We start from the raw sequence: 19,009 nt of genomic DNA on the forward strand, positions 1-19,009 counted from the left end.
ACCCGACGCACCGGCCCGTCCCCTGGCCGGCGGAGTGCCGCCGCGCGCCGAGCTCGACCCGCTGACCATGACCGACGAGATGGAAGCGATCGACGAGGCCACGCAGTACCGCCGCAAGATCGACCACACGCTCGCCCGGTTCTCGGCCGCGCACGACGAGATGGAAGCCGAAGAGGCGAAGCGACGCGAACGCCGTGAGCGCCTCTCGCCGGCTTCGCTGCTCGAAAGCACGCGTACGGCGCTTCAGCGCGTCGTCGCCCCTACGCCGTCTCCGGAAGAAGAGGCCGACGCCGCCGAGAAGGCCGAGCAGGCCCGGCTGCAGGAGAAGAAGCAGCGGAAGATCGAGCGTTCGGCCCGGTTCGGCCGGATCGCCGCGGCCGTCGTCGCCGGTCTCGTGTTCCTCGGCATCGGCGGCGCGTGGGGCGCCCAAACCTACTTCGACGCCAAGTTCACGCAGGTCTCCGCGCTCGACGAGAACTCGGCCGACATCCAGGACGCCGAGGCGCAGGCCAACGACGAGAACTTCCTGATGGTCGGCTCCGACACCCGCGACGGCGCGACCGACGAGGAAGGCGTCGGCACCGCCGACAGCACCCCGGGCGCCCGGAGTGACACCGTGATGGTGGCGCACATCCCGGCCGACCGGAAGCGGGTCGTCGTCACGTCGTTCCCGCGCGACCTCGAGGTCAACCGCCCGGACTGCCAGAAGTGGGACCCGGCGCAGAACAAGACCACCGACGAGGTCTACAAGGGCGCGAAGTTCGCCAAGCTCAACACCGCCTACGCGGTCGGCGGCCCGGCGTGCGTGACCAAGGTGATCCAGCAGATCACCGGCCTGCGGATCAACCACTTCGTCGGCATCGACTTCAACGGCTTCAAGGAGATGGTCGACGCGGTGCACGGCGTCACCATCCACAACGAGATCCCGATCGACGACAGCGTTCTCGGGAAGGTGCTGCTGCAGACCGGCGATGTGACGATCTCGGGCGACCAGGCGCTGAACTTCGTCCGCGCCCGGCACGTCAAGGGCGACCCCACGTCGGACTACGGCCGCATCAAGCGGCAGCAGGAGTTCATCGGCGCGCTGCTGAAGAAGGTCATGTCGTCGGACGTCGTGCTCGACCCCGGCAAGCTCAGCGACTTCATCACGGCGTTCGCGAAGGCCACCTTCGGCGACAACCTCGGCGTCAAGCAGATGATGACGCTGGCGCAGTCGATGAAGGGCCTGGACCCGACGAAGATCACGTTCCTCACCGTCCCGACGGTCGGCACGGCCAACAGCCGCGGCAACGAGGTGCTCGTCGTCAGCAAGACGAAGGCCCTCTTCGACGCGCTGCGCAACAACACCCCGCTGCCCGACCCGAACGCGCCCATCCCGCGCAACGAGCAGGCCGCCCCGCCGACCAGCACGTCGAAGTCGAAGAGCAGCGGCAGCTCGAAGTCGACCACCACCCGCAAGAGCACCAGCAACGGCTGAGCCGCGAGGATCGTTAGACCGGGTTCACGTGCGGTTCACCCGGCGATGCGGTATTCGGCCACGGTTGGCCGTAGGGTTGGGCCATGCGTGAGGCTTACCATGTCGAACTCGAACAGCTCGCCGACCACCTGGCCGCGATGTCCGTCCAGGTCGCCGACGCCATGGAGCGCGCCACACGGGCACTGCTGGAGGTCGACCTCAGTCTCGCCGAGCAGGTGATCAGCGACGACACCAAGGTCGACGACGCCCGTGCCCAGTGCGAGGAGCAGGCGTACGCGCTGCTGGCCCTGCAGGCGCCGGTGGCGACGGACCTGCGGACCGTGCTGGCGGCGATCCACGCGGCGGAAAGCCTGGAGCGGATGGGCGATCTGGCGCTGCACGTGGCGAAGGCCGCGCGGCGCCGTCACCCGGAGCCGGTGCTGCCGGAGTCGGTGCGGCCGTACTTCGCCGAGATGGGCGAGGTCGCGGTCAAGCTGGCCCGCCAGGTCGAGCAGGTCATCCACTCCAAGGACGTCGAAGCGGCGAAGACGATCGAGTCCGAGGACGACCAGGTGGACGACATCCACCGCCACCTGTTCACGGTCATCATGGACCGCGAGTGGCCGCACGGCGTGGCCGCGGCGGTCGACGTGACGTTGCTGGGCCGCTTCTACGAGCGCTACTCCGACCACGCGGTGTCGGTCGCGAAGCGGATGATCTTCGTGGTCACCGGCAAGATGCCGGGCTACGGCACCGACGAAGACATCTGAGCCGCACCAACGAAAAAGCCCCCGGCTTCGGCCGGGGGCTTTTCTTGTTCCACTTAGGACTCAGCCGAAACGGCCGGAAATGTAGTCCTCGGTGGCTTTTTCGTCCGGGTTGGAGAAAATCTTCTCCGTGTCGTTCAGTTCCACCAGCCGGCCGGGCTGGCCCACGCCGGCGAGGTTGAAGAACGCCGTCTGGTCGGAAACCCGCGCCGCCTGCTGCATGTTGTGCGTGACGATGACGATCGTGTAGTCCTTCTTCAGCTCGCCGATCAGGTCTTCGATCGCCAGCGTCGAAATCGGGTCCAGGGCCGAGCACGGCTCGTCCATCAGCAGGACGTCCGGCTGGACCGCGATCGCCCGCGCGATGCACAGACGCTGCTGCTGACCACCCGAGAGGCCGCCGCCCGGCTTGTTGAGGCGGTCCTTGACCTCGTTCCACAGGTTCGCGCCGCGCAGGGCGCGCTCGGCGATCTCGTCGAGGGTCTTCTTCCCCTTGGTACCGCCCAGCTTCAGGCCCGCGACGACGTTGTCCTTGATGGACATCGTCGGGAACGGGTTGGGGCGCTGGAACACCATGCCGATCGTGCGGCGCACCTGCACCGGGTCGACCGACGACGCGTAGATGTCCTCGCCGTCGAGCAGCACCTGGCCGTCCACGCGGGCGCCGGGGATCACTTCGTGCATGCGGTTGAGCGTGCGCAGCACCGTCGACTTGCCACAGCCCGACGGGCCGATGAACGCGGTGACGTTGCGCGGCGGCACCGACAGGGTGACGCCGTCCACGGCGTGGAACTTGCCGTAGTAGATGTCCACGTCCTTGACGTCGATTCGCTTGGCCATCAGGAACAGCTCACTTCTTCTTCGGGGCGACGAGGCGCGCGAACACGGTGGCGAGGAGGTTGATCAGCGCGATGATGAGCACCAGGGTCAGGGCCGCGCCCCAGATCCGGTCGAAGCCGACCGTGCCCGGGTCCATCGGGTTGCTGACGCGCTCGTTGTTCATCAGCAGCGGCAGCGCGGCCTGCTCGCCGTGGAAGATGTCCCAGTTCGTGTAGGCCGAGTAGCCGACGAGGACCAGCAGCGGCGCGGTCTCGCCCATCACGCGGGCGAGGGCCATCATGACGCCGCCGACGATGCCGGACAGCGCCGTCGGCAGCACGATCTTCATGATCGTCTTCCACTTCGGCACACCCAGCGCGTACGACGCCTCACGCAGGTCGTCCGGGACGATCCGCAGCATCTCCTCCGACGAGCGGACGACGACCGGGATCATCAGCAGCACCAGGGCCAGCGAGACGGCGAAGCCGCTGCGCGGCAGGCCGAGCGTGGTGATCCACAGCGCGTAGATGAACAGCGCGGCCACAATGGACGGAACGCCGGACAGGATGTCCACCATGAACGTGGTGGCCTTGGCGAGCTTGCCGTTGCGGCCGTACTCGACGAGGTAGATCGCGACCAGCATGCCGATCGGCACCGCGATGATCGCGCAGACGAGGCCCTGCAGCAGGCTGCCGACGATGGCGTGCAGCACGCCGCCGCCGACCTCGTCGGACAGCACCGAGCCGAAGTCCTCGGTCCACCAGTTGCTGTACGGGATGCGCTTGATCCCGTTGACGATGACCGTGTAGAGCACCCACACGAGCGGGACGACGGCGATCAGGAACGAGAGCCAGACCAGCGTGGTCGCGATCCCGTTCTTGACCTTGCGGCCCAGGCTGACCTGCTGGAACGCCGGCGTGGACGCGGGCGCTTCGAGCGAGGTGACGGACATGCTCAGTCCCCCTTCTTGCCGATGACGGACCGCGCGGCGAAGTTCACGACGAAGGTGAGCACGAACAGCACCAGGCCGGCCGCGATGTACGCGCCGGCCGAGACCTCGTTGTTGAACTCGCTGTAGTTCGCGGCGATCTTCGACGCGAAGGTCGCGCCGCCGTCGAAGAGGCTCCAGCCGAAGTTCTTGCCCTGCGGGATGAGCAGGATGACGGCCAGCGCGATCGTCTCGCCCAGCGCGCGGCCGAGGCCGAGCATGGACGCGCCGACGTACCCGGCCTTGCCGAACGGCAGCACCGTGGTGCGGATGACCTCCCAGCGGGTGGCGCCGAGCGCCAGCGCGCCCTCGATGTGCGGCGTCGGCGTCCGCTCGAACACCTCGCGCGAAAGCGAGGTGATGATCGGCAGGATCATCACGGCCAGGACGATGCCGGCGGTGAAGATCGTGCCGCGCACGCTCGGCTCGACGTTGCCGGGCGCGAGGATCGGGAACCACGAAAACGTGTCGTTGACCCACTGCGCGAACGGCTCGATCGCCGGCGCGAACACCAGGATGCCCCACAGGCCGAAGATGATCGACGGGACCGCGGCGAGCAGGTCGATGATGTAGGCGAACGGCCGCGCGAGCCGCGGCGGCGCGTACTGGGTCAGGAACAGCGCGATGCCCAGCGAGACCGGCATCGCGATGATCAGCGCCACCACCGACGTCGCCACCGTGACCTCGAGCAGGTCCAGGATGCCGAACGACATGTTCGCCGGGTCGCTGGTCGACCAGCCGTGGTTGGTCAGGAAGTTGACCTTGTCGGCCTTCAGCGCCGGGATCGCCTGGATCAGCAGGAAGAGCCCGATCAGGCCGATCAGGGCGACGACGAAGACTCCGGCCCCGGTGGTCAGGTTCTGGAAGATGCGGTCACCGGGCCGCACCTTCTTCGGTTTCTCGCTCGCGGGCGGCGCGGACGCCGCCGGGGAGCCTGATTGCTCCGAAATCGGATCCTCCGGGGGCTTCGTGGCGGACGACGAACGCCCACCGGGGTCGCCGGTGGGCGTTCGCGTCGAGGATGACTCGCTCATCGACTATCCATCCATGCCCCCGCCGCCACCCTCAACGGAGCAGCGGGAGCTGCACTGATTTTCAATGTTCCAGCCTGTATCACTCGGATGTCAGTCGCAACAGGTCAGGAGATGGCCTTGACCGCGGTCAGCACCTTGGTCTGCAGCGACTGCGGGATCGGCACGTAGCCCTTCGCGGACAGCGGCTGCTGGCCGGTGGTGGCCGCCACCGTCAGGAACGCCTTGACGGCCTTCGCGACGTCCGGGTTCGAGTACTTCGAGCAGACGATCTCGTAGGTCGTCAGCAGCAGCGGGTAGGCACCCGGGGTGTTGCTGGCGTAGATGCCGTTGAGGTCGAGCGCGAGGTCGTTCGAACCCTCCTTGAGGAACTTGGCCGCGTCCAGCGACTTCGCCACGTTCTCCGAGTTGAGCTCGACACCGCCGGAGCCGCTGTCGATCAGGGCCGGGGTCAGGCCGTCCTTGGCGAACGCGCCCTCGACGTAGGTGATGCCGCCGTCGGAGGCCTTCACCGCGGTCGCGACGCCGTTGGAGCCCTGCGCACCGTTGCCGACGCCACCGTTGAACTTCTTGCCGGCACCCTTGGTCCAGTCGGCCTTCGCCGCCGCGCCCAGGTACTTCTGGAAGTTGTCGGTGGTGCCCGACTCGTCGGAGCGGGAGACGACCTGGATCGGCTTGTCCGGCAGGTTCAGGCTCTCGTTGCCCTTGACCGCCTTGATGGCCGGGTCGTTCCACTTGGTGATGCCACCGCTGAAGATCTTGGCGGCGACCGACGGGGTCAGCGTCAGCTTGTCCACCCCGGAGAGCTTGTAGGCGATCGCGATCGGGCCGACCACCATCGGGATGTTCCAGGCGTCGCTACCGCAGCGGGTCTTGGCGGCCGCGGCGTCGGCATCCTTGATCGGCGAGTCCGAACCGCCGAAGTCGATCTGGTTGGCGTTGAACTGCTTGACGCCGGCGCCCGAACCGCTCGGGTTGTAGTTGACCTTCTGGCCCGAGCACTTCTTGCCGTACTCCTGCGTGAAGATGTCGATCGCGTTCTTCTGCGCCGACGAACCCTCCGCGGAAAGCGGGCTCTTGCCGCCGCACTCGACGTCGGCCGTGCCCGTCGCGGCCGGGGCGGCAGCGGAGTTGGAGCTGCTGCTGTTGGTCGCCGCGGGGTCGGAGCCACAGGCGGCGAGCACGAGGGCGGCGCTCGCGACGATGCCCACCGCGCTCAGGGGCCGCATGATCTTCACTGCTGTTTCCTCCATCAGGAGCTTGACCGGGTCGTCGCGGCTGTGCAGCCGCGCCGGATCCGGACATTAGGCAGCCTCGGTGGACGGTCGCCCCTGTCCTGATGAACGGAAAGTGAACAAGGCCCGGGATGTGAGGAGTGCTACTGGCCTGAAAGGGTGCCGTGTCCCGCCTGTGACCTGGGCGTTCGCGCACCGTGACGGACTGTTCGCACGGAGTCCATCGTGTTCACCGACCGTACTGGACGTCGGTTTCGTAACGGGCAAACCCGAGCTTGGTGTAGACCGCCAGAGCCGGGGCATTGTCGCCCTCGACGTACAGGATGATCTGCCGCAGCCCCCGGCTCGCGAGGTACCGCAGCCCGGCCAGCGTCAACGCCCGGCCGAGGCCGCCGCCCTGCGCCGCGGGGTCGACGCCGACGACGTACACCTCGCCGACGCGCTCGCCGTCGAACCGGCCCGGCGCGGGCTCGTGCACCTTCGTCCAGTGGAAGCCGATGACCTCACCCTTTTCTTCGGCGAGGAAGAAGCCGTCGGCATCGAACCAGGGCCGGGCTTCGTCGGCGCGGACGTCGTCGGCGGTCAAGGCGCCCTGCTCGGGGTGCCAGTCGAAGGCCCGCGCGTTGACCCGGACGACGGCGTCTTCGTCCTGCCCCGGAACGAACGTCCGCAGCGAGACGCCCTCGCGCAGGACCGGCTCCGGCCAGACCGCGCTGTCGACGTCGACGTGCAGGATCAGCAGCTCGCGTTTGCGCTCGAGGCCGGCCTTCACGGCCAGCTTCCGCGCCGCCGGGTGGTCGCCGTGCGCCCAGACGCGGAACCCGACCGCGGCCCGCTCGTCGAGCGCCTGAAGCAGCTTCGCGCCGTAGCCGCGGCCACGGTGGGCGGGGTGCACGAACAGCTCCGCGACCTGGTGCCCGAAGGAGTCACCGGTGGTGTCGAGGTGGGCGTAGCCGACGACCTCGCCCTCGACGCAGGCGACGAGGTGCTCACCGCCGTCGAACTCGCCGGGCAGCGGGCCCGCGGGCTCGACCTCGGGCCTGCCGTCGGCCTCGCGGACCGCCAGCAGCAGCCCGCGGACGTCCTCGAGCTGCTTCTCGTCCAGTTCCTGCCGCCACTCTCCGGTCACCCCTGCGACCGTACCCGCGCCCGGCGCAACGCGACGGCTGTGCGAGACGTCTTCCGGGGGCGGAAGGGGGATCAGTGCGCGAGTTCGGGAGTGTCGGCCGGGGCCTCGGCGGCCGCCTGCGCGGGCACGCCCGGGCGCGGGCCACCGCTCTTGGCCGGCCGCTCGAACTTGTAGCCGACGTTGCGCACGGTCCCGATCATCTGCTCGTGCTCGGGGCCGAGCTTGGCGCGCAGCCGCCGGACGTGCACGTCGACCGTGCGGGTGCCGCCGAAGAAGTCGTAGCCCCAGACCTCCTGCAGCAGCTGGGCGCGGGTGAACACCCGGCCGGCGTGCTGCGCGAGGTACTTGAGCAGCTCGAACTCCTTGTAGGTGAGCTCGAGGGTGCGCTTGCGCAGGCGCGCGGTGTAGGTCGCCTCGTCGATGACCAGCTCGCCGACCCGCAGCTCGGCGTCGACCTGCGCGGAACCGCCGTCGCGGGTGGTGACCAGCCGCAGCCGGGCGTCCACCTCGGCCGGGCCGGCGGTGGGCAGCAGGATGTCGTCGGTGCGCCACTCGGCGCTCACGGCGACAAGCCCGCCTTCGCCGACGACGGCGATGATCGGGGTGGCCGCCTCCTCCTCGCCCGTGCCCTTGAGCAGGCGGCAGAGGCTCTTCGCCGAGGCCAGGTCGCTGCGGGCGTCGAGGAGGATCACGTCCCGGTGGCCCGCGTCGAGCAGGGCCGTCACCTCGGGAGCGCGGACGCGTACGGTGTGCGGCAGCAGGTCCAGCGCGGGCAGCACCGAGGTGGCGTCGGCCTCCGCAGTCAGTACCAGAAGGTCCAGGCTCATCAGCCGCACCGCCTTCTCGAGTCGTCGCCGCACAGCGGCGTTGGTCGGTGCTAAGTGAGAATAGCGGCTGAACGGCCGGGCACCTAACCCTTGCTGGATCGATCACACCTGGCGAAACCCGGGTGTCCCCGACGAACAGGAGTACGGACGCGATGGTGAGCAGGCCCGTGACCCGGGACGACCGACCCGCACCGAGGCCCGACGCACGACGCCGCGGCCGCCGTGCCCGCCGCTGGGTGATCGCCCTGGTTGTCCTGGTGTTGCTGCTGGTCGGAGCCGATTTCGGGGCCGCGGCGTTCGCCGAGCACATGATTTCGCAGAAGGCCCGCACGCAGCTGCAGCTGAGCGACGACCCGTCGGTCACGATCCACGGCTTCCCGTTCCTCACGCAGGCACTCGGCGGTGACTACAGTCACATCAGCGTGTCCGCCGCCGGCCTCCCGGTCGCGGGCAAGCTCCAGGACGTCGCGGTGAACGCCGAGCTCGAGGACGTCAAAGCGCCGCTGTCCGACATCACGAACGGCAACACGAAGGCGATCACCATCGGCGAGCTGACGGGGTCGGTCACCATCAAGGCCGCCGACCTGGCGCGCCTGTCCCCGCTGGACAAGGTCAAGGACCTGCGGATCGAGCCTTCGACCACCGAGTACGTCCAGAACGGCGACGCCGGGCAGAGCGAGCCGGCGCCGACCACGACGAAGACCACCGAGGGCCAGGCCGACCAGGACGAGTCGAGCACTGGTGTCCGCATTTCGGGACACCTTCAGTTCGCGGGCAAGGATCTGGAAATCTTCTGTTTCGCGATGATCGAGGCGGACGCCGCCAAGGGAACGATCAACTTCGTCCCCAAGCGGCTGCAGTTCGGGAACGACCAGGAGACCACTGTGGTCCCGGCGGCGGTGCAGAAGGCGCTGATGCCGAACTTCAACGCCTCGATCAACACGAAGGACCTGCCGCTGTCGGTCACCCCGACCGGCGTGCGGGTGCAGAGCGGATCGGTGACGATCAAAGGCAAGGCGGCGAACGTGTCCTTCGCGGACCTGAGCAAGTAGGAGCGGCCGGTGACGGGGCTGTGGGTGCTCGCGGCGACGCTGGTGGCCGCCGTGGCCGCCGGCGTGCTGCTGCGCGTCCGCAACGGCCGGATCCGGGACGCCAAGCCCGCCCCCGCTCGCGAGCTGCCCGCCCCCGTCACCGATGTGCTCGACCCGGCGTCCGCCGTGACGCTGGTCCAGATCTCCACCACCTTCTGCGCGCCCTGCCGGCACGCGAAGGCCGTGCTCGCGCCGCTGGCCGAGCGCACCGACGGCCTCCACCACGTCGAACTCGACGTCACGAACTCCCCGGAGGTCGCGCAGTCGCTGGCCGTGCTGCGGACGCCGACCACGATCGCGCTGACCCCGGACGGCCGGGAGCTCCTGCGCGTCGGCGGCGTCCCCAAGGGGCCCGAACTGCTGGATGCGCTGCGGCCGCATCTCACTACGCGGACATCCTGACCTGGGCGTTGTCCCAGAAAACGGGAACCGTCCCAAGGAATGAACGTGGTTCCCACTCTGAGGGAGCTCTGGGTACCCTCGCACCCGTGACCGGGCTGACCAGCTTCTTCTTGACGCAACGACGCGCAGTCGACCTCTGCCGCGTCCGCAGCAGCCTGTGTCGCGTTCAGTCCGACCGGCACTGAACCCACGATCCGGTCCCCGCCAGCCCTGATGCCGCTGACGCGTGCCGTTCGCACGCACCCCTTGCTCCAGCTGGAGGCACCATGTCCGCCGGACCGGCCGTCGACCCGCGAGGCCCGCGGTTCGCCGCCATCCTGACCACGATCGTGCTCGCGGTCGTGCTGGTCACCGAGTGGTGGCCGCTGCTGGCCGTCCAGACCGTCGTCTTCGCCATCGGCGCCTTCGTCGGGCTCAGGCCGGCGCCGTACTCGATCGTCTACCGCACGCTGGTAGCCCCGCGCCTCGGCCCGACCGACGAGCGGGAGGACGCGGCGCCACTGCGGTTCGCCCAGGCCGTCGGGTTCGTGTTCGCGCTGGTCGGCACGGTCGGCTTCGCGCTCGACGTCGCCCCGCTCGGCATCGTCGCGACGGCTTTCGCGCTGTTCGCGGCCTTCCTCAACGCGGCCTTCAACTTCTGCCTCGGCTGCGAAATGTACTTGCTGATCAAACGCTTCACCCCCGCCCGCGCGTCCTAGAAGTTCAACCCCAGAAAGTGAGTTCTGTTCACATGAGCCGTGAAGACGTCCTGGTCACCACCCAGTGGGCCGAGGAGAACCTGGACACCCCCGGCGTCGTGTTCGCCGAGGTCGACGAGGACACCACCGCCTACGACGCCGGCCACATCCGGGGCGCGGTGAAGTTCGACTGGCGGAACGACCTGCAGGACGGGGTGCGCCGCGACTTCGTCTCCAAGGAGGGCTTCGAGAAGCTCCTCTCGGAGAAGGGCATCTCCAACGACGACCTCGTGATCCTCTACGGCGGCAACAACAACTGGTTCGCCGCGTACGCGTACTGGTACTTCAAGCTGTACGGCCACGAGAAGGTCAAGCTCCTCGACGGTGGCCGCAAGAAGTGGGAGCTCGACGGCCGTGAGCTGAACTCCGACGAGGTCAAGCGCGACCGCACCGACTACAAGGCCCAGGACCAGGACCTGTCGCTGCGCGCGTTCCGCGACGAGGTCGTCCAGTCGATCGGGTCGAAGAACTTCGTCGACGTCCGTTCGCCCGACGAGTTCTCCGGCAAGCTGCTCGCCCCGGCGCACCTGCCGCAGGAGCAGTCCCAGGTTCCCGGCCACATCCCCGGCGCGCTGAACGTGCCGTGGGCGAAGGTCGCCAACGAGGACGGCACCTTCAAGACCGAGGAAGAGATCAAGGAGCTGTACAAGGACGAGGGCATCGACGAGGGCAAGGGCACCATCGCCTACTGCCGCATCGGCGAGCGCTCCTCGATCGCGTGGTTCGCGCTCCACGAGCTGCTGGGCTACGAGGACGTGAAGAACTACGACGGTTCATGGACGGAATACGGCTCGCTCGTCGGCGTGCCGGTCGAGTTGGGAGCCAAGTGATGGCGGTTGACGACAGCTGCGGCGCACCGGTCCAGGAGGCCACGCCGGCGGACTACGACACGCGCGGGCAGGTCGTGCTGGCGGGCAAGGTGACGGGAGCGAACGGGCCGGTCGGCGGCGCGTTCGTCCGCCTCCTGGACGGCGGCGGCGACTTCACCGGCGAGGTCGTCTCCTCGGCCGACGGCGACTTCCGCTTCTACGCGGCGCCGGGCGAGTGGACGGTCCGCGCCCTGCACCGCACCGGCAACGGCGAAGCCTCGGTCACCGCGGAAGGCCCCGGCCTGCACCAGCTGGCCATCTCCGTCGCCTGAGCCCCGTAGTCCGTGAAGGCCTCCTTACCGGCCATAAAGTCCGTGAAGGCCTCCTTACCGGCGATAAGAGCCGGGAAGGAGGCCTTCACGGCTTTTCGGCGTTCGGGCGGGTGACTGTGCTCACCGCGGCCACCCTGGGCGGGGCCGGACGCGGCCGGGCGGACTAAGCTCCCACCCGTGGAAGCTCTGTTTACGACCTTGCTGGTCCTCGCGGGCATCGCGATCACCTGGTTCGCCGTGTACGTCGTCTACCGGCTGTACGCGGACCAGCGCTGACCCATGACCGCCAGCGGCGACGAAGCCATCGCGGCAGCGGAACGGCGCGCGGAGAGCACCCGCTCGCGCAACCTCCCGCTGTGGGACGACCTGCCCATCCCCAACGACACCGCGAACCTGCGCGAGGGGCCGAACCTCAACGACGCGTGCCTCGCGCTGCTGCCGCTCGTCGGCGTGTGGCGCGGTGAGGGCGAGGTCGGCTACCCGACCATCGACGGCCCCCGCAAGTTCGCGCAGCAGCTGACGATCTCCCACGACGGCCGCCCGTTCCTGATCCACGAGTCCCGCTCGTGGCTGCTGGACGACGAGGGCAACGTCATCCGCCCGGCCGCCCGCGAGTCCGGGTTCTGGCGCCCGCAGGCCGACGACACGATCGAGCTGCTGCTCACGCACAACACCGGCATCGTCGAGCTCTACTACGGCAAGCCGCGCAACCAGACGTCCTGGGAGCTGGGCACGGACGCGGTGATCCGCACGGCCACGGCCAAGGACGTCACCGCGGCCCAGCGGCTGTACGGCCTGATCGAAGGCTCCCTCGGCTACGTCGAGGAGCGCGCGATGGTGGGCCAGGAGATGCAGCCGCACACCTCGGCCCTGCTGCACCGCGTCGTCGGCTGACTCACTCGGCTCCGTCGGGCCGTGGAGTCATGTTGAGGTCCCCGCGGAGGGTACCGATCTGGACCACGTTTCCGTCGTTGTCCCCGGTGACCGTGTTCCCGACGGTGAATTCGCGCTTTTTCCCGAGGGAACGGATCACGAACTGCTCGACGATCCGGGCCACCGGCAGCAGGTGGGCCAGCATCAGCCCTCCCAGCAGTAGCGACACGGCGCCCCTGGCCAGGTCTGCGATGCCGTAGAAGAAATTGATGCCCAGGACCAGCTGGACAAGCAGGAGAAGCACGGCTTGCACGACGAACGGCCGGATGTGCTCCTGGTCAGCACGCACGCGTGCCACATCCCGCCGCTCGAAGGAGACCCCGCCCTCTTCGTTCTTCTGGTGGATACCGGTCCAGTTCGCCCAGTCACCGCCATCGGCCACGAACCTGAACCCCACGCTCTGGCCCGGCTCCAGGTGCCCGAGCAGAAACCTGCGGTTCCCCGGTTGGACGTCCTCGGTCACTTCGCTGACCTCGAGCTCCGGTTCGGGCTGCGGATCCAAGGCGACTTCGAGCATCTGCGCCCGTTCGGGGAACGCGAACCGGACGTATTCGTCCTTGACCGTCGCACCACCTGTGTTGGTGATCCGGAACGCGACCGTCGTGAGGTTCTCGACGACCCGCCCGGCGTAGCTGACCTGCACTTGCTCTCGCAGCTCGTCCTTGACCTCGACGAGTTGCGAGCCGACGTTCATGTCCCAGGAGAGCTGCTTGAGGGATCGTCTGTTCTTCTTCGCCTCGAGGCGGGTACCGGTGAAGTACGAAACGAGGCCGGTGACGATGGCCACGAACAGAGCAAGAACGTACTTGTTGTCGAAAACATCACTGAGCTGCGTGCTGTCAGCCAATACGGGCAAAGATGCCTCCCTCCTCCAAGCCGAGTCATTCTGCCCCGTCCGGCCGGGGGTGTCTAAGCTCTCGATATGCGCTGGAGGCGGTGTGGCCAGGACGCCGCCCTGCTGGACTGCGACTCCCTGGAGCAGATGCGGGCGGCCCACGCCACCGTGCTCGCCGCACGCCCCGAAGGCGTCGTCGACCTCGTGCCCGGCGCGCGCAGCCTGCTGGTCGTCGGGGGTGTCGCGGCAGTGCGGGCGCTGCTGGAGGACGCCGATCTCACGCGCCCGCCTTCGGGCGAACCCCGCGAAGTGACCCTCGACGTCCACTACGACGGCGAGGACCTCGCCCTGGTCGCCTCGGACGCCGGAGTTTCCCCGGACGCCGTCGTCGAGCTGCACACCGAGGCCGTCTACACGGTCGCGTTCACCGGGTTCGCCCCCGGCTTCGGCTACCTGACCGGGCTGCCCCCTCAGCTTCGGCAGCCACGGCTCGAGTCGCCGCGGACGCGGGTCCCGGCCGGGTCGGTCGGGCTCGCCGGTGAGTTCACCGGCGTCTACCCGCGCGAGTCGCCGGGTGGCTGGCGGCTGCTCGGGCACACGACGGCGACGCTGTTCGACCCGCACGCCGACCCGCCCGCGTTGTTCGCGCCGGGTGACCGCGTCCGCTTCCGGAGCGTCCGATGAGGTGCCTGGAAGTGCTCGACCCGGGCCGGTACGCCCTCGTGGAGGACCTGGGCCGCCCCGGGTACGCCCACCTGGGTGTCGCACCTTCGGGCGCGTTGGACGCGGCCTCACTGCGGCTGGCGAACCGGCTCGCCGGCAACCCCGAAACCGCCGCGGGCATCGAAGCCCTGCTCGGCGGCCTGTCGGCGCGGTTCACCGCGGCGGCGACGGTGGCGGTGACCGGCCCGGCCGTCGCGGTTTCCGTCGACGGCCGCGCGTTCGGCTCCCACGTGCCCGTCCCGGTCCGCGCCGGGCAGACGCTGACGCTGGGCACCCCGGCCGCGGGACTGCGCTGCTACCTGGCCGTCTCCGGCGGGATCGCGGTCGAGCCGGTGCTGGGCAGCCGGTCGCGGGACGTCCTCTCCGGCATCGGCCCCGACCCCTTGAAGGCCGGGGACGTGCTGCCGCTCGACGTCCCGGTGGGAGTTCCGGCGGGCGCGGACGTCGTCGTGCCCGTCGCCGCACCCGCCGACCTGGTGGTCCCGGTGACGCTCGGGCCCCGCGACGACTGGTTCGACGACCCGGCAGGCGGGCTCTCGGCGGGGTGGACGGTCACTGCCGAGTCGAACCGCGTCGGCCTGCGCCTGGACGGGACGCCGCTGCGCCGGGCCGTCGACGGCGAGCTGCCCAGCGAGGGTGTCGTCACCGGCGCGATCCAGGTGCCGCCGAGCGGCCTGCCGGTGGTCTTCCTCGCCGACCACCCGACCACCGGGGGCTACCCCGTCGCGGCGGTCGTGAAGACGGCGGCGTTGAACGCGCTCGCCCAGGCCCGGCCGGGCACACGAATCCGGTTCCGGCCTTCCTGACCAAGGCGTACCGCCACGCGGGTGAGAGCCGGGTCACCCGGTGCACCCGTCCGGGTAGGGGCTGGAACCATGTCGCGCCGCCACCCGTCCTGATAAGCGTGGAACAGGTGACGATCAGCGGTGGCGCGGGTTTCCTCGACGTGAACACGCGGACGCGGGCGGAGCTGCCGCAGTCCCTGCGGATCGCGCTGGCCACCGGGCAGCTGCGCCGTCCCCTGGCCACCACGCTCGGGCCGGTCCTCGACCTGCTCGTCGACGGCGACTACCGCGTGAGCGGGCCGGAACGCCTGCCCGACGACCAGCTGCTCACCCCGACCGACACGTGGCCGCCGTCCGACGAGGCGCGCGTCGGGTACTACCGGACCGCCATCCGCACCGGTCACCGGCCGGTCGCGGTGGTGCTGGCCGACGGCGAACGCGAGCTGATCATCGACGGCCACCACAAGATCGCCGCCTACCGCGCCGAAGAGGTCGCCCCCGCCGTGGTCCGGATCAGCCAGGGTCAGGCGTATTCGGCCTCGTAGGCCGCCACCAGCTCGGCGTACACCGCGGAGGAGTCGGGCAGCCGCTCGCCGTCCAGCGTGTGCACGCGGGTCAGCTTGCGCACGCTCGACGCCATGAAGACGCCGTCGCCCTCGACGAGGTCCCGCACGCTCAGCGGCCCTACCTCGACCGTCCAGCCGGCCTTCTCGGCGCCGCGGAACACCGCGGCCTGGGTCGTGCCCGGCAGGATGCCGATGCTCGGCGGCGTCGTGACGAGCGTCCGCCCCTTCGCGAGCACCACGTTCGCGGTCGGGCCTTCGAACACCGAGCCGTCGGCGGCGGTGAAAATCACATCTTCGGCCCCGCGGCGTGCGGCTTCGCGCAGTGCGGCCATGTTGACGCCGTACGACAGCGGCTTCGCGCCGAGCAGCAGCCAGGGCGCGCGCTCGGCGAGGTCCGGCGCGAAACCGCGTTCGAGGGTGATCGCGGAGACGCCGTCGGCGCGGGCTTTGAAGATCGCCGGAGCGACCTCGGAACCGAGGGCGAAACCGGTCGGCACCGCGGCCGGATCGCCGTCGGATCCCCGCGTGTACACCAGTTTCAGCACCATTTCGCGACCGCCGGCCCACCTTTCGAGCACCAGCGAAACGGCCTTCTCCCACGCCGCGAGGTCGAACTCGGGGAGGTCGAGCATGGCCGCCGAACGGACCAGCCGCTCGAGGTGCGGCCGGAGTTCGCGGGGCTTGCCGTCGACGACGAGGATCGTCTCGAAGACGCCGTCTCCGCGCATCAATCCGAGGTCGTCGACCTTGATCTGGGCCACGTCGGGATCGGCCTGGGTTCCGTCGAGGAAGACGAGCACGCGCATACCGCCACGGTACTCACCTAGGCTGGGAGGCATGCCGTACCGCTCGCCGCTGCTGGACGTGCCCGGATCCATCCCACCGCCCGACGATCACCCCGAAGCCGGCGTCCCCTGGCACTGGGGAGACCCCTTCGCCGAGCAGCGCACGGCCTCGCGCGGCGTCGTCGTGATCGACCGGTCCCACCGCGAGTTCATCGCCGTCACGGGCGAAGAACGGCTGTCGTGGCTGCACCTGGTCATCTCGCAGCACGTGACCGGGCTGGCCGAGGGCTCCGGCACCGAGGCGCTGGTCCTCGACAGCCAGGGCCGCATCGAGACGCACATGGTGCTGGCGCACCTCGACGGCACGGTGTTCCTCGACACCGACCCCGGCCCGAGCGTGACGAGCGCGCTGCCCAAGGGCGGCCCCCAGACGCTGCGCGAGTACCTCGAAGCGATGAAGTTCTGGTCCAAGGTGGACATCCGCGACGCGACCGGCGAGCTGGCGCTGCTCACCGTGCTCGGCCCGGACGCCGAGCGCGTCCTGAGCGCGGCCGGCACCGAGGTCGGCCCGGAGCCGTACGCCGTCGCGGCGCTGCCGGGTGGTGGCTTCGCGCGGCGGATGCCGTGGCCGGGCCGGTGGAGCGTCGACCTGGCGGTGCCGCGCGACCGGCTCGTGGACTGGTGGAAGCGGCTCACCGACGCCGGCGCCCGCGCGGCCGGCAGCTGGGTGTTCGACGCGCTGCGCGTCGAGTCGCTCCGGCCGCGGCTGGGCGTCGACACCGACGAGCGCGCCATCCCGCACGAGGTGGGCTGGGTCGGGTCGGCCGCGCATGTCGCGAAGGGCTGTTATCGCGGCCAGGAGACGGTGTCGAAGGTCCACAACGTGGGACGTCCCCCGCGGAACCTGCTCCTGCTGCACCTCGACGGCTCGCCGGAGGTCACGCCGGAGACCGGCGACCCGGTGCTGCTGGACGGCCGGACGGTCGGCCGGATCGGCACCGTGATCCAGCACCACGAGCTCGGCCCGATCGCGCTGGCCCTGGTCAAGCGGTCGACGCCGGTGGGCGCGGAGCTGCTGACCGGTTCGGAGGACAACCTCGTCCAGGCGGCGATCGACCCCGACTCCGTGCCCTCGGAACAGCCGGCTCCGGGGCGTGCGGCGGCGGCGCAACTTCGTGGTTGATCGAAAGCCCCTGACAGCGAGATCACGTTCAACCGGGATAAACTGCGCTGTGATCGAAGTGCGGCCCGGCGGCAGGCGGCGGATCGACCGCGTGCTCGGCCCGGGATACCTCAGCGGCTTGGGTGAGCTGCCGCTGAAGGTGCTGCGCGAGCGGCGTGACGAAGCCGCCCAGGAAGAGACCGACCTGTCCTACCTGCGCCGTCTCCTGCACGCCCGGATCGACATCGTGCGCGCGGAGCAGGCGCGGCGCAGCTCCGGCGGCGAAGCGAGCATCGTCGACCAGCTGGCCACGATCCTCGCCGACAACGCGCTGGGCCCGGCCGCGGGCTCGGGACGTCACCAGCAGCTGGAGCCGTCGCGGGCCGGCGAACACCGGCGGCACGCCGAAGCCCTGATCGGCGACACCGACTTGACCGACGTCGAGTCCCTCTCGGACGAGAAGCTCGCCTCCGCTTTGGACACCTACGCGCGCGAAGAGCTGTCGGTGTCGTCCTTCCGCCGCGAGGTCCAGGGCGTGATGGACACGCTCAACGCCGAGATCGCGAAGCGCTACCAGCAGGGTTCGGCCACTGTGGACGAGCTGCTGGAGAACGAAGGCGGCCGCGCCGAGTGACCAACCCCGTGCTCGCCGAAGTCGTCAGGTCCGATTTCGTCGAAAGCGTCCACCGCGGCGCGCTCGTGGTCATCGGCCCGGAAGGTTCCGCTCGTCTCGCGCTGGGAGACGTTGTCTCGCCGGTCTTCCCGCGCTCGTCGAACAAGCCGCTGCAGGCCGTCGGCATGCTGCGGGCCGGGCTCGGGTTCGAGGGCGAGGACCTGGCGCTCGCCTGCGCGTCCCACTCCGGCGAGCCGGGGCACGTCAAGCGCGTCCTCGAGCTGCTGCGGTCCGCCGGCCTGGCCGAGGACGACCTCGCCTGCCCGCCGGACTTCCCGCTGCACGGACCGAGCACGCGCGACGCCGCCGAGCCGCGGCGAGTGATGATGAACTGCTCCGGCAAGCACACGGCAATGCTCACGACGTGCGTCCGGGCGGGCTGGCCGACCGCGGGCTACGAGGCGCCGGACCACCCGCTGCAGCAGGCGATCGCCGCGGCCGTCTCGGAGCTGACGGGTGAGCCGATCGCACACACGGGTGTCGACGGCTGCGGCGCGCCGCTGTTCGCGTTCTCGCTGACCGGGCTGGCCCGGGCGTTCGGCCGCGTCGCCCGTGCGTCGGACGGGCCTTCGCGGACGGTGGCGTCGGCGATGCGGGCGCACCCGTGGCTGGTGGCGGGCACCGGGCGCGAGGACACCGAGCTGATGTCCGCCGTGGACGGTCTGATCGCGAAGGGCGGCGCCGAAGGGGTCCAGGCCTTCGCCCTGCCGGACGGCTTCGCGGTGGCGATCAAGATCGACGACGGCGCCAAGCGGGCCTGCGCACCGCTGGCGGTGGAGGCGCTGCGGTACCTGGGAGTCGACGTGCGAGGCCTGGCGGAACTCGGCCGCCCGGCGGTCTCGGGCGGCGGCCGTCCGGTGGGCGAGATCCGGGTGCCGGAGCTTCGCGGCTGAGCCGAGCAGGCCCCCGTTTTCCACGCTACCG

General features: G+C 69.8%; 22 protein-coding genes. 14 read left to right on the forward strand and 8 right to left on the reverse strand.

Annotated elements, in window-relative coordinates:
* Window positions 1-34 precede the first annotated feature (34 nt).
* Window positions 35-1,477, forward strand: coding sequence for an LCP family protein (locus tag AB0G28_RS14085; RefSeq protein ID WP_361088017.1), 1,443 nt, complete (start codon window positions 35-37; stop codon window positions 1,475-1,477).
* Between the two features lie 83 nt (window positions 1,478-1,560).
* The gene (phoU, locus tag AB0G28_RS14090; RefSeq protein ID WP_361087880.1) at window positions 1,561-2,226 is read left to right on the forward strand and encodes a phosphate signaling complex protein PhoU; all 666 of its coding nucleotides are present in this window, start codon (window positions 1,561-1,563) and stop codon (window positions 2,224-2,226) included.
* Between the two features lie 60 nt (window positions 2,227-2,286).
* Here phoU and pstB read toward each other — a convergent pair whose 3' ends face one another.
* From pstB to AB0G28_RS14120, 6 genes are all read right to left on the reverse strand, one after another.
* A complete protein-coding gene (gene pstB, locus AB0G28_RS14095; RefSeq protein WP_043775860.1) occupies window positions 2,287-3,063 on the reverse strand; it encodes a phosphate ABC transporter ATP-binding protein PstB in 777 nt (258 codons plus the stop codon).
* Between the two features lie 10 nt (window positions 3,064-3,073).
* Window positions 3,074-3,994, reverse strand: a complete 921-nt coding sequence (gene pstA / locus AB0G28_RS14100; protein WP_361087883.1) for a phosphate ABC transporter permease PstA — start codon at window positions 3,992-3,994, stop codon at window positions 3,074-3,076.
* Between the two features lie 2 nt (window positions 3,995-3,996).
* Entirely contained in the window at window positions 3,997-4,917 is a 921-nt protein-coding gene (gene pstC, locus AB0G28_RS14105) for a phosphate ABC transporter permease subunit PstC (protein WP_361088020.1), read from the reverse strand.
* Window positions 4,918-5,168: 251 nt separating this feature from the next.
* Window positions 5,169-6,299, reverse strand: coding sequence for a phosphate ABC transporter substrate-binding protein PstS (gene pstS / locus AB0G28_RS14110; protein ID WP_361087886.1), 1,131 nt, complete (start codon window positions 6,297-6,299; stop codon window positions 5,169-5,171).
* 226 nt (window positions 6,300-6,525) lie between these two features.
* Entirely contained in the window at window positions 6,526-7,425 is a 900-nt protein-coding gene (mshD, locus tag AB0G28_RS14115) for a mycothiol synthase (protein ID WP_361087889.1), read from the reverse strand.
* A gap of 71 nt (window positions 7,426-7,496) precedes the next feature.
* A complete protein-coding gene (locus AB0G28_RS14120; RefSeq protein ID WP_361087892.1) occupies window positions 7,497-8,252 on the reverse strand; it encodes a response regulator transcription factor in 756 nt (251 codons plus the stop codon).
* Between the two features lie 152 nt (window positions 8,253-8,404).
* Here AB0G28_RS14120 and AB0G28_RS14125 point away from each other — a divergent pair, with 152 nt between their 5' ends.
* The 6 genes from AB0G28_RS14125 to AB0G28_RS14150 all read left to right on the forward strand — a co-directional run bounded on the left by AB0G28_RS14125 (window position 8,405) and on the right by AB0G28_RS14150 (window position 12,517).
* Window positions 8,405-9,304 carry a DUF2993 domain-containing protein gene (locus AB0G28_RS14125; RefSeq protein ID WP_361087894.1) on the forward strand — a complete coding sequence of 300 codons (900 nt, stop codon included), beginning with the start codon at window positions 8,405-8,407 and terminating at the stop codon, window positions 9,302-9,304.
* 9 nt (window positions 9,305-9,313) lie between these two features.
* Window positions 9,314-9,745 carry a thioredoxin family protein gene (locus tag AB0G28_RS14130; RefSeq protein ID WP_361087897.1) on the forward strand — a complete coding sequence of 144 codons (432 nt, stop codon included), beginning with the start codon at window positions 9,314-9,316 and terminating at the stop codon, window positions 9,743-9,745.
* A 266-nt stretch (window positions 9,746-10,011) separates the two neighbouring features.
* Window positions 10,012-10,443 (forward strand): DUF4395 domain-containing protein, encoded by a 432-nt coding sequence (locus tag AB0G28_RS14135; RefSeq protein ID WP_361087900.1) that lies wholly within the window; start codon window positions 10,012-10,014, stop codon window positions 10,441-10,443.
* 32 nt (window positions 10,444-10,475) lie between these two features.
* Window positions 10,476-11,312 carry a sulfurtransferase gene (locus AB0G28_RS14140; protein WP_361087903.1) on the forward strand — a complete coding sequence of 279 codons (837 nt, stop codon included), beginning with the start codon at window positions 10,476-10,478 and terminating at the stop codon, window positions 11,310-11,312.
* Window positions 11,312-11,623 (forward strand): DUF1416 domain-containing protein, encoded by a 312-nt coding sequence (locus AB0G28_RS14145; RefSeq protein WP_361087906.1) that lies wholly within the window; start codon window positions 11,312-11,314, stop codon window positions 11,621-11,623. The genes AB0G28_RS14140 and AB0G28_RS14145 overlap by 1 nt, the downstream gene beginning before the upstream one ends.
* Window positions 11,624-11,902: 279 nt before the next feature.
* Window positions 11,903-12,517 (forward strand): FABP family protein, encoded by a 615-nt coding sequence (locus AB0G28_RS14150; protein WP_361087909.1) that lies wholly within the window; start codon window positions 11,903-11,905, stop codon window positions 12,515-12,517.
* A gap of 1 nt (window position 12,518) precedes the next feature.
* Here the strand turns inward: AB0G28_RS14150 and AB0G28_RS14155 are convergent, their stop codons facing one another.
* On the reverse strand, window positions 12,519-13,553 hold the full coding sequence (locus AB0G28_RS14155) for a hypothetical protein (protein WP_361088029.1): 1,035 nt from the start codon (window positions 13,551-13,553) through the stop codon (window positions 12,519-12,521).
* On the opposite strand from AB0G28_RS14155, the gene pxpB reads away from it, so the two are divergent.
* From pxpB to AB0G28_RS14170, 3 genes are all read left to right on the forward strand, one after another.
* The gene (gene pxpB, locus AB0G28_RS14160) at window positions 13,479-14,075 is read left to right on the forward strand and encodes a 5-oxoprolinase subunit PxpB (protein WP_361087912.1); all 597 of its coding nucleotides are present in this window, start codon (window positions 13,479-13,481) and stop codon (window positions 14,073-14,075) included. The two genes, AB0G28_RS14155 and pxpB, sit on opposite strands and share 75 nt — an antisense overlap.
* Window positions 14,072-14,920, forward strand: coding sequence for a biotin-dependent carboxyltransferase family protein (locus AB0G28_RS14165; RefSeq protein ID WP_361087915.1), 849 nt, complete (start codon window positions 14,072-14,074; stop codon window positions 14,918-14,920). Before pxpB ends, AB0G28_RS14165 begins: the two co-directional genes overlap by 4 nt.
* A gap of 98 nt (window positions 14,921-15,018) precedes the next feature.
* Window positions 15,019-15,444 carry a hypothetical protein gene (locus AB0G28_RS14170; RefSeq protein ID WP_361087918.1) on the forward strand — a complete coding sequence of 142 codons (426 nt, stop codon included), beginning with the start codon at window positions 15,019-15,021 and terminating at the stop codon, window positions 15,442-15,444.
* On the opposite strand, the gene AB0G28_RS14175 is transcribed toward AB0G28_RS14170, so the two are convergent.
* The gene (locus AB0G28_RS14175) at window positions 15,423-16,271 is read right to left on the reverse strand and encodes an aminodeoxychorismate lyase (protein WP_361087920.1); all 849 of its coding nucleotides are present in this window, start codon (window positions 16,269-16,271) and stop codon (window positions 15,423-15,425) included. The two genes, AB0G28_RS14170 and AB0G28_RS14175, sit on opposite strands and share 22 nt — an antisense overlap.
* Before the next feature lie 31 nt (window positions 16,272-16,302).
* Between AB0G28_RS14175 and AB0G28_RS14180 the strand changes: the two genes are divergently transcribed.
* From AB0G28_RS14180 to AB0G28_RS14190, 3 genes are read left to right on the forward strand one after another with little or no spacing between them, the layout of a single operon-like run.
* On the forward strand, window positions 16,303-17,433 hold the full coding sequence (locus tag AB0G28_RS14180) for a folate-binding protein (RefSeq protein WP_361087923.1): 1,131 nt from the start codon (window positions 16,303-16,305) through the stop codon (window positions 17,431-17,433).
* A gap of 49 nt (window positions 17,434-17,482) precedes the next feature.
* Complete coding sequence (locus tag AB0G28_RS14185) at window positions 17,483-18,046, forward strand: aerial mycelium formation protein (protein WP_361087926.1); 564 nt, start codon at window positions 17,483-17,485, stop codon at window positions 18,044-18,046.
* Window positions 18,043-18,978 carry an asparaginase gene (locus AB0G28_RS14190; RefSeq protein ID WP_361087929.1) on the forward strand — a complete coding sequence of 312 codons (936 nt, stop codon included), beginning with the start codon at window positions 18,043-18,045 and terminating at the stop codon, window positions 18,976-18,978. The genes AB0G28_RS14185 and AB0G28_RS14190 overlap by 4 nt, the downstream gene beginning before the upstream one ends.
* Window positions 18,979-19,009: the final 31 nt, after the last annotated feature.

The sequence above is a fragment of the Amycolatopsis sp. NPDC021455 genome, assembly GCF_040640995.1.
In the GTDB taxonomy this organism is placed as follows: domain Bacteria; phylum Actinomycetota; class Actinomycetes; order Mycobacteriales; family Pseudonocardiaceae; genus Amycolatopsis.

Excerpts from the sequence above, each read along its gene's own strand:
- AB0G28_RS14175 (WP_361087920.1), bottom strand. The coding sequence starts at position 16,271 with ATGCGCGTGCTCGTCTTCCTCGACGGAACCCAGGCCGATCCCGACGTG.
- AB0G28_RS14125 (WP_361087894.1), top strand. The coding sequence starts at position 8,405 with ATGGTGAGCAGGCCCGTGACCCGGGACGACCGACCCGCACCGAGGCCC.
- AB0G28_RS14150 (WP_361087909.1), top strand. The coding sequence starts at position 11,903 with ATGACCGCCAGCGGCGACGAAGCCATCGCGGCAGCGGAACGGCGCGCG.
- pstB (WP_043775860.1), bottom strand. The coding sequence starts at position 3,063 with ATGGCCAAGCGAATCGACGTCAAGGACGTGGACATCTACTACGGCAAG.
- AB0G28_RS14165 (WP_361087915.1), top strand. The coding sequence starts at position 14,072 with ATGAGGTGCCTGGAAGTGCTCGACCCGGGCCGGTACGCCCTCGTGGAG.
- AB0G28_RS14135 (WP_361087900.1), top strand. The coding sequence starts at position 10,012 with ATGTCCGCCGGACCGGCCGTCGACCCGCGAGGCCCGCGGTTCGCCGCC.
- AB0G28_RS14140 (WP_361087903.1), top strand. The coding sequence starts at position 10,476 with ATGAGCCGTGAAGACGTCCTGGTCACCACCCAGTGGGCCGAGGAGAAC.
- AB0G28_RS14180 (WP_361087923.1), top strand. The coding sequence starts at position 16,303 with ATGCCGTACCGCTCGCCGCTGCTGGACGTGCCCGGATCCATCCCACCG.
- AB0G28_RS14145 (WP_361087906.1), top strand. The coding sequence starts at position 11,312 with ATGGCGGTTGACGACAGCTGCGGCGCACCGGTCCAGGAGGCCACGCCG.
- phoU (WP_361087880.1), top strand. The coding sequence starts at position 1,561 with ATGCGTGAGGCTTACCATGTCGAACTCGAACAGCTCGCCGACCACCTG.
- AB0G28_RS14120 (WP_361087892.1), bottom strand. The coding sequence starts at position 8,252 with ATGAGCCTGGACCTTCTGGTACTGACTGCGGAGGCCGACGCCACCTCG.
- pstA (WP_361087883.1), bottom strand. The coding sequence starts at position 3,994 with ATGTCCGTCACCTCGCTCGAAGCGCCCGCGTCCACGCCGGCGTTCCAG.
- pxpB (WP_361087912.1), top strand. The coding sequence starts at position 13,479 with ATGCGCTGGAGGCGGTGTGGCCAGGACGCCGCCCTGCTGGACTGCGAC.